Origin of the sequence: Gallibacterium melopsittaci, assembly GCF_042433085.1 — a bacterium.
Lineage (GTDB): Bacteria > Pseudomonadota > Gammaproteobacteria > Enterobacterales > Pasteurellaceae > Gallibacterium > Gallibacterium melopsittaci.
On record NZ_JBHLWA010000020.1, the window covers coordinates 18,558 to 36,796 of the forward strand.

Sequence of the window (18,239 nt, forward strand, 5' to 3'; positions counted from 1 at the left end):
TAAACACAACATTTAAGGAATCTATTATGCTTTATAACAAAGATGAGGTTCGTGAGAACTGCGGCTTTGGCTTAATTGCACATCTTGAGGGTGAGCAGAGTCATAAAGTTGTGCGTACCGCTATTTTAGGTTTGTCCAGAATGCAACATCGTGGAGCCGTGTTGTCAGATGGCAAAACTGGTGATGGTTGTGGCTTACATTTACAGATGCCAAAACGTTTTTTCCATTTTATTGCGGAAGAGCAAGGGTTTAAATTAAATAAAAACTTTGGTGTTGGACAAATCTTTTTTCCTACCGATCCTGCACTCATCGAACAATATAGTGCGATTATTAAAGAAGAACTAACTAAAGAAACATTAACTATTACGGCATGGCGTGATGTTGCGATTAATCCATCTGTATTAGGATCTATTGCAGCAGCAAGTTTACCAGCGATTAAACAGGTATTCGTAAATGTTCCTGCTGGTTGGGGAATCAAAGATATGGAACGTCGTCTATTTATGGCACGTCGTCGTATTGAGAATCGCATTAATCACCCAGATTTTTATATTTGTAGCTTTTCTAGCCAAATTATTATTTATAAAGGGCTATGTATTCCAAAGGATCTGCCTAAATTCTATTTAGATTTAGCTGATTTACGTATGGAAAGTGGTATCTGTTTATTCCATCAACGTTTTTCAACTAATACCTTACCAAAATGGAAATTAGCGCAACCTTTTCGCTATTTAGCACATAATGGTGAAATTAATACAATTTCAGGAAACCGTGCGTGGGCGAGAGCGCGTGCTTATAAATATCACACCCCATTAATTCCAGATTTACAATCTATTGCCCCATTTGTGAATGAAACAGGCTCAGATTCTAGTTCGTTAGATAATATGTTAGAGCTGTTTGTGAATGGTGGTATGGACTTATTCCGTGCAATGCGTTTACTTATTCCACCTGCATGGCAACATAATCCAGATATGGATGATGATTTACGTGCGTTCTATGACTTTAACTCAATGCATATGGAGCCATGGGATGGTCCAGCAGGAATTGTATTGAGTGATGGTCGTCATGTGGCTTGTAATTTAGATCGTAATGGTTTACGTCCAGCACGTTACGTCATTACTCAGGATAAGTTAATCACGATAGCCAGTGAAGTAGGGATTTGGGATTATGCACCTGATGAAGTTATTGAAAAGGGACGTATAGGTCCAGGTGAATTATTAGTAATTGATACTGAACATGGCAAATTAATTCATTCACAAGAAATTGATAAAGAATTAAAAGAACGTCATCCATATCGTGAATGGTTGAGCCGTAATGTGCACCGTTTGATTCCATTTGAAAATATTCCTGATGATCAAATTGGACAAGCGGAGTTTGATGCACAACAGTTACTGACTTATCAAAAACAATTCGCTTATGACAAAGAAGAGCTAGAGAGCTTAATTCGTGTGTTAGGTGAAAATGGGCAAGAGGCAGTTGGCTCAATGGGAGATGATACGCCATTTGCGGTGCTTTCAACTCGTCCACGTGTGATTTATGACTATTTCCGTCAATATTTTGCTCAAGTAACAAATCCGCCAATCGATCCATTGCGTGAAGCACATGTGATGAGTTTGAATACCAGCATTGGTCAAGAGATGAGTGTCTTCTTTGAAACAGAAGGGATGTCACATCGTGTTAACTTTAAATCGCCAGTATTGCTTTATTCTGATATGCAACAATTATTGGGATTGCCACAAGAGTATTATAAACATCAAATTCTCGATGCGACTTATAATCCTCAAGAAGTTAGCTTAAAACAAGCGATTGAATCACTCGCTACTCAAGCAGAAGAAGCTGCTCGCCAAGGTGCAGTATTAGTTGTTTTATCTGACCGTCAAATTTCAGAAAAACGTGTACCAATTCCAGCCGCGTTATCGGTTGGTGCGGTGCAACAACGTTTAGTGGAAAAGAATTTACGTTGTGATTCAAATATTATCGTTGAAACAGGTTCTGCTCGAAATCCACACCATTTTGCGGTGTTACTTGGTTTAGGGGCAACAGCGGTTTATCCATATTTGGCCTATGAAAGTTTAAGTGAAATGGTAACAAGTGGTGCAATTAATAAACCATTGCGTACTGTGTTGCTAAACTTCCGTAAAGGTATTGATAAAGGGTTATATAAAATTATTTCGAAAATGGGGATTTCAACGATTTCTTCTTATCGTTGTGCCCATTTATTTGAAGCAGTTGGTCTTAATAAAGAGATTGTTGAACTATGCTTTAAACGCATTACCTGTCGTATTGAGGGGGCTTCTTTTGCCGATCTAGATAACGATATGCAAGAGTTACAACGTCAAGCATGGCGTTCAAGTGTAGCCTTACCGACAGGTGGCTTCCTTAAATATAAACCAGATGGTGAGTACCACGCTTATAACCCAGATGTAGTGAATTACTTGCAACAAGCGGTCAATAGCGGTGATTACCAAATTTATCAAAAATATGCAGATACGGTAAATAAACGTCCAATAGCAACAATTCGTGATATGTTGCAGCTCAATTTGGATAAAAGTAAAGCCATTTCAGTGGATCAAGTTGAGCCAGCAGAAAATCTATATAAACGTTTTGATACCGCAGCGATGAGTATTGGTGCGTTAAGTCCAGAAGCCCATGAAGCATTAGCGACTGCAATGAACCGTTTAGGTGGGTATTCAAATTCTGGTGAAGGTGGTGAAGATCCTCGCCGTTATGGTACAGAGCGTGTTTCTCGGATTAAACAAGTTGCATCTGGTCGTTTTGGGGTAACGCCAGCGTACTTAATGAGTGCAGAAGTTATCCAAATTAAAGTTGCACAAGGTGCAAAACCAGGTGAGGGTGGGCAATTACCAGGTGATAAAGTAACGCCATATATTGCACAGTTACGTTATGCTGTACCAGGTTCTACATTAATTTCACCACCGCCACATCATGACATTTATTCGATTGAGGATTTGGCACAATTAATTTTTGACTTAAAACAGATCAATCCGAAAGCTTTGATCTCGGTGAAATTAGTATCATTACCTGGAGTCGGCACGATTGCAACAGGTGTGGCAAAAGCCTACGCTGATTTGATTACGATTGCTGGTTATGATGGTGGTACAGGAGCAAGTCCATTATCGAGTGTGAAATATGCAGGTTCACCTTGGGAATTAGGTTTAGCAGAAGCACAACAGGCTTTAGTAGAAAACAACCTTCGTCATAAAGTACGGCTACAAGTTGATGGTGGATTAAAAACAGGCTTAGATGTGATCAAAGCAGCAATCTTAGGAGCAGAAAGTTTTGGCTTTGGTACAGGACCAATGATTGCGCTAGGTTGTCGTTATCTACGTATCTGCCATCTCAATAACTGTGCGACTGGTATTGCAACTCAAGATGAAAAACTCAGAAATGAGCATTATCACGGCTTGCCAGAAAAAGCGATGAATTACTTTAAATTTATTGCACAAGATGTACGGGAATGGTTGGCTAAATTAGGCGTTGAGAAATTAACCGATCTGATTGGCCGTACCGATCTCCTTACGGTGATTGAAGGACAAACTGCGAAACAGCGTGGTTTGGATTTGAGTAAATTACTTTATGCACCGCAAGTGCCAGCAGGAAGTGCAAGATATTGTACGCAAAGTAATCCACCAATGGATAAAGGCTTACTGAATAAAGCTATCTTAAAAGAGGTGGGTGATGCCTTCGATTATAATGATGAGCAACATCTTGATTTAACCTTTGATGTGAATAATACCGACCGTTCGGTAGGGGCAACTTTGTCAGGTATGATTGCCAACAAATATGGCAATAATGGACATGCACGCAAAACGGTTGATATTCGCTTGAATGGTACTGTTGGACAAAGTTTTGGCGTATGGCTAGCTGGTGGGGTGAGTTTATATCTTACTGGCGATGCAAATGACTATGTTGGTAAAGGTATGGCTGGCGGTAAGATTGTAATTCGTCCACATACTGGTGTGAGTTTCCAACCTGAGCTTTCTACGATTGCAGGAAATACCTGTCTTTATGGTGCAACAGGTGGTAGCTTATTTGCTTCAGGACGTGTTGGTGAACGCTTCGCTGTACGTAATTCTGGTGCAACTGCGGTTGTTGAAGGAATTGGCGATAATGGTTGTGAATATATGACTGGTGGCGTGGTTTGTGTATTGGGTAAAACGGGTATCAATTTTGGTGCTGGTATGACAGGCGGTTTTGCTTATGTGCTGGATACTGACGGAAAATTCCGTAGCAGAATTAATCCTGAGTTAGTAGAAGGATTAGCAATTACCGATCTCCCAACTCACCAAGAACATTTACGCGGTTTATTAACTCGACATTATGATGAAACCCATAGTCCGTTAGCGGAACGCATTTTGCATAATTGGGCTGATTATGCTGATAAATTTGTATTAGTGAAACCAAAAGCCAATGATTTAAATGCGTTATTAGGGCATCAACGTCGTACCGTAAATGAACTCGGTGTCGTAACACAATAATTTTCCATCGCCTTAATTGTTGTTATGGCAATTAAGGCGGTCATTAAGACGAATACAAGGAAAAATGAAGCATGAGCCAGCAAGGAAATATCTATCAATTTATCGATTTACCAAGAATTGATCCGCAGAAAAAATCATTAGAACAACGGAAAACGAAGTTTATCGAGATTTATCAAATTTTTGATGAAACCCAAGCGAAAGCACAAGCCGATCGCTGTTTAGCTTGTGGTAATCCATATTGTCAACATCGTTGCCCATTACACAATAATATTCCCGATTGGTTAAAACTAACCTATGAGGGCAGAATTATTGAAGCAGCAGAGTTGGCACATGAAACGAATACCTTACCAGAAGTGTGTGGTCGAGTATGCCCGCAAGATCGTTTATGTGAGGGATCTTGTACGTTAAATGCAGAGTTTGGTGCGGTAACTATTGGTAATATTGAAAAATATATTACTGAAACAGCATTAGCGATGGGGTGGCGACCAAAAGTGAAAGATGTGCCTCACTCAGGCAAACGTGTTGCTGTGATTGGGGCAGGCCCAGCAGGATTGGGATGTGCAGAATTATTAATTCGTAATGGTGTGTCTGTTACTGTTTATGAACGTCAAGCAGAAATCGGTGGGTTACTGACTTATGGTATTCCAGCCTTTAAGCTAGAAAAAGATGTTATGAGTCGTCGCCGTGAAATTTTTACGGAGATGGGAATTGAGTTTAAATTAGGCATTACGATTGGCGAAGATGTTCAATTATCAGAATTAGTTGAGCAGTATGACGCTGTATTCCTTGGTGTAGGAACATATCAAGGAATGAAAGCTGATATTCCAAATGAAGATGCGGAAGGTGTACATTCTGCATTACCATTTTTGATTGCTAATACTCAACATCTGTTAGGACAAAATCCGCAAAATTATGTGTCAATGGCAGGAAAACGAGTTGTCGTTCTAGGCGGTGGTGATACTGCAATGGACTGTGTACGAACCTCTGTACGTCAACAAGCAGCAGAAGTAACTTGTGTTTATCGCCGAGATCAAGCCAATATGCCAGGTAGTCGCAAAGAGTTTGTGAATGCCAAAGAAGAGGGGGTGAAATTCCAATTTAATGCACAACCAGTGGCTATTGAAGCTGAGCCTGTTGCAGTGGTTACTGAACAAGGACGTGTAACAGGTATTCAGGTGGTGGAAACCACAATGGGTGAACCAGATCAAAATGGTCGTCGTCGAGCAGAAATTGTTGCAGGCAGTGAACGTGTGATTCCTTGTGATGCGATTATTGTTGCATTTGGTTTTGCACCGCATGCGATGCCATATCTAACCGAAATTGGTGTTACAACAGATCAATGTGGTCGTATTGAACTTAAAGGTGAATTTAAACAACAAACCGCCAATCCAAAAGTATTTGCTGGTGGTGATGTAACCAGAGGTTCTGATTTAGTGGTTACTGCGATTGCAGAAGGTCGAGATGCTGCAAAAGGTATTTTAGATTATCTTAATGTGTGATAACGGAAGATGATCGTTTGTTATGTTATAGAGAGTTGGTTACATAGTTAATCAACTCTTTTTTATTGCGTCTAGGTATTTGCAAGCCAATTATAATAATAAAAAAGCCTACCCATTAAGTTGAGTAGGCTTGGACCGTTAAGGAGAATTTAACGAATGAATAAGTAGAAATTGTTATTACCACGAATAATATTCAAGGCTACGGCAGATGGTTTACTATCTAAGATCTTACGTAATTCGCCAAGATTATTAATTTTATGACGATTGATGCCTACAATAACGTCACCTTTTTTCAAACCGAGTTGTTCTGCTTTAGAGTTTTGTTTGACTTCCGCAATTACAACACCTTTAAGGTCTTTTTCATTATAGTTTTTCAAATCAGCGCCATCTAAGCCTGGGATTACACTATTACCACTAGCAGTAGTTTCGTTATCAGCTTGGAGTTTTACTTTTACAGTATTTGATTTGCCATCACGTAAATAAGTGATTTCCATCTCTTTTCCTGCACCAGTGGTTGCAATTTTTGCACGAAGCTCAGAGAAACTATTAATAGTTTGACCGTTTAACGCTGTAATAATATCACCAGCTTTCAAACCTGCTTTAGCGGCAGCAGAATCAGGTAGAACCTCGCTTACAAAAGCACCTTTTTGAGCTTTAACATCGAATGCTTGAGCAAGATCTGCATTTAATTCGCCACCTTTAATCCCTAAAACACCACGTTTAACTTGACCAAATTCAATAATTTGTTGAGCTAAACTATTCGCCATATTACTTGGGATAGCAAATGCAATACCAACATTACCACCACTTGGTGCAATAATTGCGGTGTTAATTCCAACGAGCTCGCCTTTTAAGTTAAGTAATGGACCACCAGAGTTACCACGGTTTACAGCAGCATCAGTTTGAATATAGTTTTGATAACTATCTGTTCCATCATCTGCTGAACGACCTAAAGCAGAGATAATACCAGAAGTGACAGTTTGCCCTAAACCGAAAGGATTTCCTACAGCCATAACAAAGTCACCAACTTTTACTTTATCTGAATCAGCCATTTTAATTTGGGTTAAATCTTTTGCATTGTCTAACTTCAATAAAGCAACATCAGACATAGCATCATTACCGAGTAATTTTGCTTTATATTCTCTGCCATCATTTAATGTAACGGTAATTTTATCTGCACCTTCAACAACATGGTTATTAGTTAATACATAGCCTTTATCTGCATTAATAATGACACCTGAACCTAGACCTTTAAATTGGCGAGGAGTGCGATTATTAAATTGATCACCGAAGAAAAATTGAAATTCAGGAGGAAGATCAGCAAAAGGATTATTTGCTGTTGCTTCATCATTATTTGTTCCTTCAACAGAAATAGTGACAACTGCAGGCAAAACTTGATCGATAACTGGGGCTAAACTTGGTGTGGTATTAGCTGCATTTTCTAGAAGAGGTACTGGGATATTGGCTTGGCTAGGTAGTGAGGCACAAAGTACACTTAATCCCAAAGCAATACTTGTTAATACAAAATTCTTTTTTTTCATATAAACATTCCCTATTTAAGTTAAGTAATTTCTTACGAAATAATTTTCGCGACGGTTAAGACAACAAAATAAGGGAGAATGTTCCCAAATTAACAAATGATTAGCGAAAAAATAAACAAAATAACTATTTTTAGTGAAGAGTGTAGTATGTTTAATGAACAATAGAAATCTAAAATAGATTCAATAATTTTATTAGAAAGAGAATGTGTGAGTTTACTCCTCACACATTGAGAATAGTTTAAATCTTTATTTTTTGTCGCTCGGCTTTTAACGAATCTTCAATTTCTTTAATCCAATCAAGCTCAAATTGTGTAAATCCAGCTTGCAGTCGAGCATCAGTATTAATCACTCCTTTAAAAATGACAATCCGATATTGACGTAGTAGTTCAGTAAAGCTGGTTAATGGATCAAGTTGGCGTTTTTCTGAAAGAGTGTGATACCAATGATTACCAATAGCAACGTGTCCAATTTCATCATTTAAAATGATATTTAAAATTTCGACAGCACGAAAATCTTTCCGTTGAGCCATTTTTTCTTGTAATGGTGGCGTTGCATCTAACCCTCTTGCTTCTAACACACGAGGCACTAATGCCATACGTTGCCAAATATCGTGAGCAGTTGCTTGTGCCATTTCCCATAAACCAGAATGGGCTTCAAAATCGCCATATTGGTAACCAAGACTTTGTAAGTGTTGATTGACTAAACCAAAGTGATAGGTTTCTTCGTGGGCAACACGCAGCCAGTCTTTAACAAAAGCCATTCCTTGCCCGAGTTCTTGTTGGGCAGCTAAACCAAAACGCCATGCTGCATCTAAGCCTAAATTAATCGCATTAAATTCAATATGTGCAATCGCATGAAATGTTGCCGCATAGCCTTCTGGTGTAGAAAAGGCACGTTTAGGAACGGCTTGAGGAGCAACTAATAATGGTTTATCGGGTATGCCAACAATTTCATCTTGTGGTGTGACTACGGGATAGTTTTTTTCCTCTAATAAAAAATCCCAATGCCAATCTGTTGCCATAAGTTGATTAACTAGTTCACATTTTTTACTTGGATTTTTTTCTGCTAATGCAGTCGTAACAGCTTGCCAAAACTGCATTGCTTCTGTATTTATCATTAATTAATGTTCCTCAAATTTAAATAGGGAAAAATTATTGATGTACGTTAATTTTGCGTTCTAAATAAGCGATCATCTGTACAGCAATATCTAATTTACTTGTTTTTTCAATTAATTCTAAGCCAGGACTTGCATTAACCTCTAAAATCATTGGGCCTTGTTTCGTGCGAATGATATCGACACCAGCGACATCTAATCCAATGACTTTAGTCGCAGTAACGGCTAATTCTATTTCTTGTGAGCTGAGTTTCACTGGGACTGCACTCCCACCTCGATGGAAGTTAGCTCGAAACTCACCTACTTTCCCTTGGCGTTCCATTGCACTGACTACGCGATCACCAATTACAAAACAGCGTAAATCATGCCCTTTTGCTTCAGTAATGAATTGTTGGGCTAATACAGGAATATTTGCGTGTTTGAGTGTTTCCATTACGCTTACAGTGCTATTGTTTTCTGTCATTAACATCACACCAATACCTTGTGAACCAGATAGCGTTTTTAAAATAGCTGGTGCACCAATATGCGTAGCAATGGCTTCCGCATTGACTTCATTTCCTCCTAAAGCAGTCGTGGGTACAGGTAATGAATGTTGATGCAGTACTTGCAGACTTTGCCATTTATCACGTGCTAAGGCAAACGCCTCAGCAGAATTAAGTACAGGAATATGGCGTGCAGCAAAATAACACAATACTCTACAGCCCATTTCAGTGCTTGCTGTACCAAAACGTGGAATAACACCGTCATATTCAGGCAGTAAATGATAATCAAATTGGTTGATCGCTTGATAATAAAGTTTTTGTTCACCATTAGCTGCTAAATGCAGAATACAACGATTAGGATCGAGAATATCGATTTGATGACCACTTTCTTCCGCTGCTTCTTGTAAGCGGATACAACTGTATAGGCGTGGTTCACGACATAACATTAATAATTTCATGTTATTTTTTTACAAATCCTTGTTTTTGCAGATAAGCGAGTACCGCAGGACGTACAGGTTTATCTAATGATTTAATCACATTTTTTGACCAGTTATTATCAATATTACTGCGAGCAAGATAATAATCAGCAGTAACTTGATCAAATTCTGCGAGTTTGGCTTTATCTAATGGTTGGTAATGATTTTCAAAGAACATCAGATCTTGCGGTAAACGTGGTTTAATCGGTGGATCTTGATTTGGGTAGCCTAAACACATTCCGACGATAGGTAATGTATGTTTTGGTAATTGGAGAAGTTCACCTACTTTTTCCATTTGATTACGTAATGAACCGATATAAACTCCACCTAAACCAAGTAATTCCGCAGTTGCTAATACATTTTGGGCCATGATACCTGTATCGACTGCACCGATTAACAAGATTTCAGCCCAATCTAGTTGTGCAGTAGGACAAATTTCGGCATGTTTAGCAAAATCAACACAGAATACCCAAAATTCTGGTGCAGAATAGACATATTCTTGGTTTGAGCAATACTCCATAATTTGTTGACGCATTGCGGGATCAGTAACACGAATAATAGAAACACATTGCAAATGGTTAGATGAGGATGCCATGCGTGCGGATTGGAGTAATTGTTGTCGAATCTCCTCATCAATAACTTTATCTAAAAATTTCCGAATAGAACGATGAGAATGGAGAATATTGACTGCTTGTTGTGACATATTAAACCTCTCTAAAATTTTTTTGTGAACATAAATTTTGCGAATCGATATATTATACCAATCGTTATAATGCTTAAAATAGTTTTCCCCTGCGATGAATGATTAAGGTAGAATACTCACGTTTTCAATCATTAGTTAACAAAGGAGTCAATTATGTATACTGTTATTTTTGGTCGTCCAGGTTGCCCATATTGTGCAAGAGCAAAAGCATTAGCAGAAAAATTAAAAGCAACTGTAGAAGATTTTGATTATCGTTATGTTGATATTATTGCTGAAGGTATTAGCAAAGCAGATCTTTCAAAATCAGTTGGTAAAACTGTTGAAACTGTGCCACAAATTTTCATTGATGAAAAACCAATTGGTGGTTGCACAGATTTTGAAGCATTAATGAAGGAACAATTTGGCGTTGTTGCTTAATTACACTAGCTCAAAATAGTTTTTAAGTAGAACATAGCAAGAGCGGAAAGGTTAGTCGCCTTTCCGTTTTTTCTTTTATTGTTGAAGTAATTGTTTCACTAAATCAATTACTTGTTTATTTTCGGCTTCACTGAGTTTCCCCTCTTTGGCAAATTGCACTTTGCCTTGTTTATCTAACACTACAATCAGTGAGTTTTCAGGTTGTAATTGCCAAGCAGATTTTACTTGACCATTATCATCAACAATTACTGAAGTGTAAGGGAACTCTTTCTTACCCTTTTCAGTTTTGCTTTTTGCCATACTGCTCATTCCTAGTGTGGCATCGGCTACATTAACAATCGTTGTCGTTTGATACTGATTATGTGGGAAATTTGCAGCTTTAATTTTATCCATTAATGGATCGTTCATTGATTTTACTGAGATACGCCCAGCCATATGTTGTAATACACGAACTTTTCCTGGTAAAGATTTGCTACTCCAAGGCTGATATTGCACTTTGTCGTTTTGTAAAAGTACTTCGCCACTTTGTACATTAGTGACTGCCACTGGTGCTTGCCCAATAACTAAATTATGTGCTAGCGCTGAAAAGGGTAATGCTAAACCAATTAATAAGATTTTTGGTAATGATTTCATTGTTAATCCTTGTATAAAAATTTTGTATGTTAATTTGCTGTCGTATTGTGCGGTGGTTTTTTTAGAGAGTAAAGAATAAAAATTAATGTAACGCCTAATACGAGCGTAATACCAATTCCAATTTTCCAAGTAATCTGCTCATGTAGGAATAAAATGGCAAATAGAATACCAAAAATTGGTTCAAGAGCAGAAATGACACCAGAAATATTGGCAGATACAAAAGGTAAACCATTATTCCATAATTTTGGTGCTAACCAACTACAGGCTATTCCTAAATAGAGTAATGCCATGGTATCCACAATAGATGGGGTGAAATGCCATTGTTGATTAAGCAATAAAGTAAATGGAAGGCAGAAGATCATACCAAACATAATGGTGATAGCGGTATAACTCCGTGGTGGAATCTCTTTCATTATTTGTTGCGCCCAACGGACAGTAAACGCAAAAGTAATGGTAGATGACAAAATAAGAAAACAACCCCACGCATCGATTTGGCTATTAGGATCATCATCACTCACTACTAAAGAAATACCAATAAAAGCGAGTAACCCCAGAAAATATTCGAATTTACTCGCTTTTTCTTTAAAAAAGAGATGACCAACGAATACCATAATCAGAGGTTGTAAACCTAACATAGTGACAGCACTAGATGCCGAAGTATATTTTAATCCTATGAATTGTAATAAAAAAACTAAGGGATAATTGAGAAAAGAGAGTATTGCTAGGTTTTTATATAGGTGTTGCGGAATTTTCCGTAAAACACGAATAAATGTTGGCAAAATAATCAATGCTGCAATACAAAAACGAAATTGCACTAAAATAACAGGTTCAAATGAATGATAAGCCAATTTTCCAATGGGTAATGAACTGCCCCAGATAGCAATGGCAATAAAAAGAAGAAACATTGACTACGCCTTATGGATAAAACAAGATTGGCATTATAAAACTGAAAATAAAAATGTCCACAGACCTTATTTATTATTACTGATAGTAAAGGAAATTTATTAGACTTATTGGGTAAATTTGTTTAGACTGATGTTTCGCTAAAAATTGTATTTTTGTGCCAATTTTTGCTTTTTTAGGGTGAAATGCTCAAAAGTATAAAAATTACGTTGTTATAAATTTTATTTCACTATTATTTTACTAAAACGGAGAACAATATGTCGTGGAATGATTCAGGACAGGATCCTTGGTCAAAACCTGGTAGTTCGGATCGAAAAGATGGAAAAGAAAGTCATTCATCTGGACAGAATCAACAACCTAACCAAAATAAGAATAATGATACCCCACCAGATTTACTAGAAGAACTTGCTAAATTTTTTAACAAAATGAGCCAAGGTGGTGGACAAGGTAGTAATAATCAAAAACGCCCATCTAACACGACAATTTCAGCGAATGGCATTGGAAAATTAGCAATCTTTGCGATTATTGCGATGATTGTTTTTTGGATTGCAAGTGGTTTTTATACCATTAAAGAAGCCGAACGAGGCGTAGTTTTACGTTTTGGTAAATTAGAAAAAATTGTCCAACCAGGATTGAATTGGAAGCCAACCTTTATTGATGATGTTTTACCAGTTAACGTAGAACGTATCAGTGAATTAAAAACACAAGGTTCGATGTTAACGCAAGATGAGAATATGGTAACAGTGGAGATGACAGTACAATACCGTATTCAAGATCCTGCAAGTTATCTATTTCACGTTGTTGATCCACAAGATAGTTTAAGCCAAGCAACAGATAGTGCTTTACGTTATGTAATTGGCCATATGAGTATGGATGATATTTTAACGACTGGACGTTCAGTAGTGCGTGAGCGTACATGGAAATCATTAAATGAAATTATTAAACCATACAATATGGGATTAGAAATTTTAGATGTGAACTTCCAATCAGCACGTCCACCAGAAGAAGTTAAAGATGCGTTTGATGATGCGATTAAAGCGCAAGAAGATGAGCAACGTTTAATTCGTGAAGCAGAAGCCTATGCAAGAGAACGTGAGCCAATTGCACGTGGTAATGCACAACGTATTATTGAACAGGCGACTGCATATAAAGAACAAATTGTGTTGGATGCAAAAGGGGAAGCAGAACGTTTTACTAAATTAATTCCTGAATTTAAAGCTAATCCACAATTATTAAAAGAGCGTCTGTATTTAGAATCAATGGAAAAAGTGATGTCAGCAACGCCAAAAGTCTTATTAGATAATAACGGTAATAATTTGACAGTCTTGCCATTGGAACAATTATTAAAACAAAATAAAAACAACAGTGCATCGGAAAACTCAACTGGTACAAGTGAGAGTACAACAGCACCAAAAGCAACGTTAGAGATGCCGAAAGTGCCGTCAACTACTCAATCAAAAGAACCAATTATTGATGCGGATCGTCAAGGGAGATTTTAATGATGCGTAAGTTTTTAATGCCAGTTATTTTTGTGATTGCCGTCATTTTATATACCAGTATTATTGTCGTGCCAGAAGGAACAAGAGGTATTATGCTGCGTTTTGGTAAGGTACAACGTGATGCAGATAATAAAGTTGTTGTCTATAGTCCAGGATTACATTTCAAAATTCCATTTATTGATGGAATTAAAGTGTTAAATGCACGAATCCAAACATTAGATGGTCAAGCTGATCGTTTCGTTACGGTAGAGAAAAAAGATTTATTAGTTGATTCTTATGTGAAATGGCGTATCGCTGATTTTGGTAAATTCTTTACCTCAACAGGAGGTGGCGATTATTTACGTGCAGATAGTTTATTAAGACGTAAAGTTAACGACCGTTTACGTTCTGAAATTGGGGCAAGAACAATTAAAGATATTGTCTCTGGAACCCGTGGTGAATTAATGTTAGATGCACGTAAAGCCTTGAATACTGGTGCAGATAGTACTTCTGAATTAGGTATTGAAGTGATTGATGTGCGTATTAAACAAATTAATTTACCAGAAGAAGTTTCATCTTCAATTTATCAACGTATGCGAGCTGAGCGTGATGCGGTTGCGCGTGAACATCGTTCACAAGGGCGTGAGAAAGCAGCGTTTATTCAAGCTGATGTTGATCGTAAAGTGACTGTGATCTTGGCGAATGCCAATAAAAAAGCACAAGAACTACGTGGGGAAGGTGATGCAGTAGCTGCTAAAATTTATGCAGATGGCTTTGGGCAAGCACCAGAGTTTTATAACTTTATTCGTAGTCTAAAAGCTTATGAGAAAAGTTTTGCACAATCTGATAATCTAATGATAGTTAAACCCGATAGTGAATTCTTTAAATTTATGCAACGTCCTGAAGGACAAAAGTAACTGAAAAGCCTCGATAAGAGGCTTTTCTTATGCATAGATTATTAATTGGATTATGTGTGTTAATAGATAATGAAATCCACGGGATTTACCAAAGATTAAATTTGTACTTTTTAATTGGCAGTAGTAAAGTATTCCGCTGGAATAACCACCTCTTTTGAAACGAAGTCTAAATAACCTAAAGGTAAAATTATGGGAAAAAGTGTAGCAGTCCTTGGTGCTCAATGGGGCGATGAAGGAAAAGGTAAAATTGTTGATTTATTAACTGATCGTGTGAAGTATGTTGTTCGTTATCAAGGCGGACATAATGCTGGACATACTTTAATCATCAATGGCGAAAAAACAGTATTACGTCTTATTCCATCAGGTATTTTACGCGATGGTGTTACCTGTATGATTGGTAATGGTGTCGTGTTATCACCTTCAGCATTAATGCAAGAAATGGGAGAATTAGAAGCTCGTGGTGTAGAAGTGCGTAGCCGTTTACTCATTTCGGAAGCCTGCCCATTAATTTTACCGTACCATGTAGCAATGGATCATGCTCGTGAAGCTGCATTAGGTAAAAAAGCGATTGGTACGACTGGTCGTGGAATCGGGCCTGCTTATGAAGATAAAGTTGCTCGTCGTGGGTTACGTGTTGGCGATTTATTTAATATGCCAGTATTTGAGGAAAAATTAAAAAATATCTTAGATTATTATAATTTCCAATTAGTCCATTATTACAAAGTTGAACCAGTTGATTATGCTAAAACCTTAGCAGATATTATTGCGGTTGCTGATGTAATTAAAGCAATGGTAGCTGATGTAACAACTATTCTTCATCAAGCAAGAGAGCGTGGGGATAATATTCTCTTTGAAGGTGCACAAGGTACCATGTTGGATATTGACCACGGAACATATCCATATGTTACTAGTTCAAATACTACTGCTGGTGGTGTGGCAACAGGTTCTGGTTTTGGTCCACGTAATCTTGATTATGTGCTTGGCATTATTAAAGCGTATTGTACACGTGTAGGTGGTGGTCCATTTACCACAGAATTATTTGATGAAGTAGGTGCAGAAATTGCTCGTAAAGGTAATGAATTTGGGGCAGTAACTGGTCGTCCACGTCGTTGCGGTTGGTTTGATGCAGTTGCAGTTCGCCGTGCAATCCAGTTGAACTCAATTTCTGGTTTCTGTATGACAAAATTAGATGTATTAGATGGTTTTAAAGAAATTAAGATCTGTGTGGCATATAAGATGCCAAATGGGGAAATTCTTGAGTATGCTCCATTAGCTGCAGAAAAATGGGAAGGTGTTGAGCCAATCTATGAAACCTTACCAGGTTGGTCAGAAAATACATTTGGGGTAACAGATCTTGCCCAGTTGCCAGAAAATGCACGTAAATATATTAAGCGTATTGAAGAAGTTACTGGGGTACCAGTAGCAATTCTTTCAACAGGTCCAGATCGTGTACAAACCATGATCTTACAAGATCCGTTTGCTTAATAATTATTATATTCACTGAATAGATGGCTATTTCATTATGGAATAGCCATCTTTTTGTCTGATAAGTTCGATTATGCGTCTGTTTATTGCGGAAAAACCGAGTTTAGCTCGTGCTGTTGCTGATGTTTTACCTAAGCCTCATCAACGAGGAGATGGCTTTATTCGTTGTGGTGAAACAGATTATGTGACTTGGTGTGTAGGGCATTTACTTGAGTTAGCGGAACCTGATGCTTATAACCCCGCATTTAAGCAATGGCGTTTAGAACATTTACCTATTATTCCTGAAAAATGGCAATTTTTACCTAAAAAAGCCACAGCGAAGCAGTTATCGGTTATTGCGGATTTAGTGAAACGAGCAGATACCATTGTACATACTGGTGACCCAGATCGTGAGGGACAGTTATTAATTGATGAAGTCTTTGCCTATTTACAGTTGCCAGCGATCACCATAGAGAATATTCAACGTTGTTTAGTGAATGACCTCAATCCAGCTGCTGTGCGTAAAGCGATTGAAAAATTACAACCAAATAAAGCCTTTCGCTCGCTGACTATTTCGGCGTTGGCACGCTCACGGGCAGATTGGTTGTATGGTATTAATATGACCAGAGCTTACACAATACGAGGGCAGCAAGTTGGCTATAAAGGTGTATTATCTGTTGGTCGAGTTCAAACGCCAGTATTAGGGTTGATTGTACGGCGTGATTTAGAAATAGAACATTTTGTGCCGAAAGATTTTTATGAAGTACAGGCAACCATTTATGCATCGGCAGCAAGTGTTGAACACTCTCCACAACCAATAGGGTATCCATTCAAAGCACAATGGAAGCCGAGTGAAGCCTGTGAACCATATCAAGATGAAGAGGGGCGAGTGTTAGTTAAATCGTTGGCTGAACACGTGGTGAAGCGTGTACAGCAACAACCTGCCATCGTTACGGAATATCAAAGTAAAACCGAAAAAGAAACTGCACCTTTACCTTATTCTCTTTCAGCGTTACAAATTGATGCAGCTAAACGTTATGGAATGTCTGCGCAAGAGGTATTGGATACTTGCCAACGCTTATATGAAACGCATAAAGCAATCACTTATCCACGTTCAGATTGTCGTTATTTACCAGAAGAGCATTTTGCGGATAGATCAGCAATTTTTGCTGCGATCAGTGCAAATTGTGCAGAATATCAACATTTTGCTGAGGGATTTAATCCAGAACAGAAAGGACGTTGTTGGAATGATAAAAATGTTGAAGCACACCACGCCATTATCCCAACGCAAAAACAGTCACTACGGTTGAATACACAAGAGCAGAAAATTTATCAGTTAATTGCTCGCCAATATTTGATCCAGTTTTATTCTGATGCGGAATATCATAAAACTAAGATTGGCTTGACGATTGCAGGAGGCGTATTTGTCGCACAAACGCGAGGATTAGCTAATGCAGGTTGGAAACGTCTATTAGGACAAGATGAAAATGATCAACAGAAAACAGCAGTGGCATTACCAATAGTACAAAAAGGTGATCAACTCTATTGTTTTGATGCGGAAGTCATAAGTAAAAAAACACAACCACCAAGCTATTTTACAGATGCTACGCTACTTTCCGCTATGACAGGGATTGCTCGTTTTGTACAAGATCGGGAGTTAAAGAAAATCTTGCGTGAAACCGATGGTTTAGGTACGGAAGCTACGCGAGCTGGCATTATTGAGTTGCTGTTTAAACGAGGTTTTCTTAGCAAAAAAGGACGTTATATTCATAGTACTGAGATTGGGCGAGTGTTAATTCAGGCGTTACCTGATATTGCGACACAGCCTGATATGACTGCTCACTGGGAATCACAGCTTGATCAAATTTATCGTAAACAGTTAAATTATCAGACATTTATGCAACAATTAACCAATCAACTACCGCAATTAGTGCGTTATATTGATTTACAGAAGTTAAGTTCATTGCGAACTTTAAGTGCAAATCAAGCAAAAATGCCAACAAAGAAGAAACAGAAAAACAATCAAACTGTTTAACCTGCCAAAACGGTGTAATAGACAAATTTGTTGCTAAAAGTAGGCTTAAAGCCTTATAGTACAAGGCTTTAAGCCTACTTTTTG

At 37.9% G+C, this 18,239-nt stretch carries 13 protein-coding genes; 7 read left to right on the forward strand and 6 right to left on the reverse strand.

The features are described from left to right. The first annotated feature begins 26 nt into the window (after positions 1-26). Positions 27-4,493, forward strand: coding sequence for a glutamate synthase large subunit (gltB, locus tag ACFFHT_RS04875; protein ID WP_382373988.1), 4,467 nt, complete (start codon positions 27-29; stop codon positions 4,491-4,493). 71 nt (positions 4,494-4,564) lie between these two features. Next, positions 4,565-5,992: a glutamate synthase small subunit GltD family protein gene (locus tag ACFFHT_RS04880; protein WP_382373990.1), complete on the forward strand. Its 1,428-nt coding sequence runs from the start codon at positions 4,565-4,567 to the stop codon at positions 5,990-5,992. A 149-nt stretch (positions 5,993-6,141) separates the two neighbouring features. Here ACFFHT_RS04880 and ACFFHT_RS04885 read toward each other — a convergent pair whose 3' ends face one another. The 4 genes from ACFFHT_RS04885 to nfsA all read right to left on the reverse strand — a co-directional run bounded on the left by ACFFHT_RS04885 (position 6,142) and on the right by nfsA (position 10,308). Further along, the gene (locus tag ACFFHT_RS04885; RefSeq protein WP_382373992.1) at positions 6,142-7,533 is read right to left on the reverse strand and encodes a DegQ family serine endoprotease; all 1,392 of its coding nucleotides are present in this window, start codon (positions 7,531-7,533) and stop codon (positions 6,142-6,144) included. Positions 7,534-7,771: 238 nt separating this feature from the next. Further along, positions 7,772-8,650 carry a ferritin-like domain-containing protein gene (locus ACFFHT_RS04890; RefSeq protein WP_382373994.1) on the reverse strand — a complete coding sequence of 293 codons (879 nt, stop codon included), beginning with the start codon at positions 8,648-8,650 and terminating at the stop codon, positions 7,772-7,774. A 34-nt stretch (positions 8,651-8,684) separates the two neighbouring features. Beyond that, positions 8,685-9,587, reverse strand: coding sequence for an ATP-grasp domain-containing protein (locus tag ACFFHT_RS04895; RefSeq protein WP_382373996.1), 903 nt, complete (start codon positions 9,585-9,587; stop codon positions 8,685-8,687). A gap of 1 nt (position 9,588) precedes the next feature. After that, entirely contained in the window at positions 9,589-10,308 is a 720-nt protein-coding gene (nfsA, locus tag ACFFHT_RS04900) for an oxygen-insensitive NADPH nitroreductase (RefSeq protein WP_382373998.1), read from the reverse strand. Between the two features lie 153 nt (positions 10,309-10,461). On the opposite strand from nfsA, the gene ACFFHT_RS04905 reads away from it, so the two are divergent. Then, on the forward strand, positions 10,462-10,725 hold the full coding sequence (locus ACFFHT_RS04905; protein ID WP_382374000.1) for a GrxA family glutaredoxin: 264 nt from the start codon (positions 10,462-10,464) through the stop codon (positions 10,723-10,725). A 75-nt stretch (positions 10,726-10,800) separates the two neighbouring features. Here the strand turns inward: ACFFHT_RS04905 and ACFFHT_RS04910 are convergent, their stop codons facing one another. Together ACFFHT_RS04910 and ACFFHT_RS04915 are read right to left on the reverse strand one after the other, a co-directional pair. Further along, positions 10,801-11,358 carry a YtfJ family protein gene (locus ACFFHT_RS04910; RefSeq protein WP_382374002.1) on the reverse strand — a complete coding sequence of 186 codons (558 nt, stop codon included), beginning with the start codon at positions 11,356-11,358 and terminating at the stop codon, positions 10,801-10,803. Positions 11,359-11,387: 29 nt separating this feature from the next. Beyond that, positions 11,388-12,263 carry a DMT family transporter gene (locus ACFFHT_RS04915; RefSeq protein ID WP_382374004.1) on the reverse strand — a complete coding sequence of 292 codons (876 nt, stop codon included), beginning with the start codon at positions 12,261-12,263 and terminating at the stop codon, positions 11,388-11,390. A gap of 255 nt (positions 12,264-12,518) precedes the next feature. Here ACFFHT_RS04915 and hflK point away from each other — a divergent pair, with 255 nt between their 5' ends. The 4 genes from hflK to ACFFHT_RS04935 all read left to right on the forward strand — a co-directional run bounded on the left by hflK (position 12,519) and on the right by ACFFHT_RS04935 (position 18,155). Beyond that, complete coding sequence (gene hflK, locus ACFFHT_RS04920) at positions 12,519-13,760, forward strand: FtsH protease activity modulator HflK (protein WP_382374006.1); 1,242 nt, start codon at positions 12,519-12,521, stop codon at positions 13,758-13,760. Positions 13,761-13,762: 2 nt separating this feature from the next. After that, complete coding sequence (hflC, locus tag ACFFHT_RS04925) at positions 13,763-14,656, forward strand: protease modulator HflC (protein WP_382374012.1); 894 nt, start codon at positions 13,763-13,765, stop codon at positions 14,654-14,656. 189 nt (positions 14,657-14,845) lie between these two features. Continuing rightward, complete coding sequence (locus ACFFHT_RS04930) at positions 14,846-16,141, forward strand: adenylosuccinate synthase (RefSeq protein ID WP_382374008.1); 1,296 nt, start codon at positions 14,846-14,848, stop codon at positions 16,139-16,141. Between the two features lie 73 nt (positions 16,142-16,214). Then, the gene (locus tag ACFFHT_RS04935; protein WP_382374010.1) at positions 16,215-18,155 is read left to right on the forward strand and encodes a DNA topoisomerase III; all 1,941 of its coding nucleotides are present in this window, start codon (positions 16,215-16,217) and stop codon (positions 18,153-18,155) included. Positions 18,156-18,239: the final 84 nt, after the last annotated feature.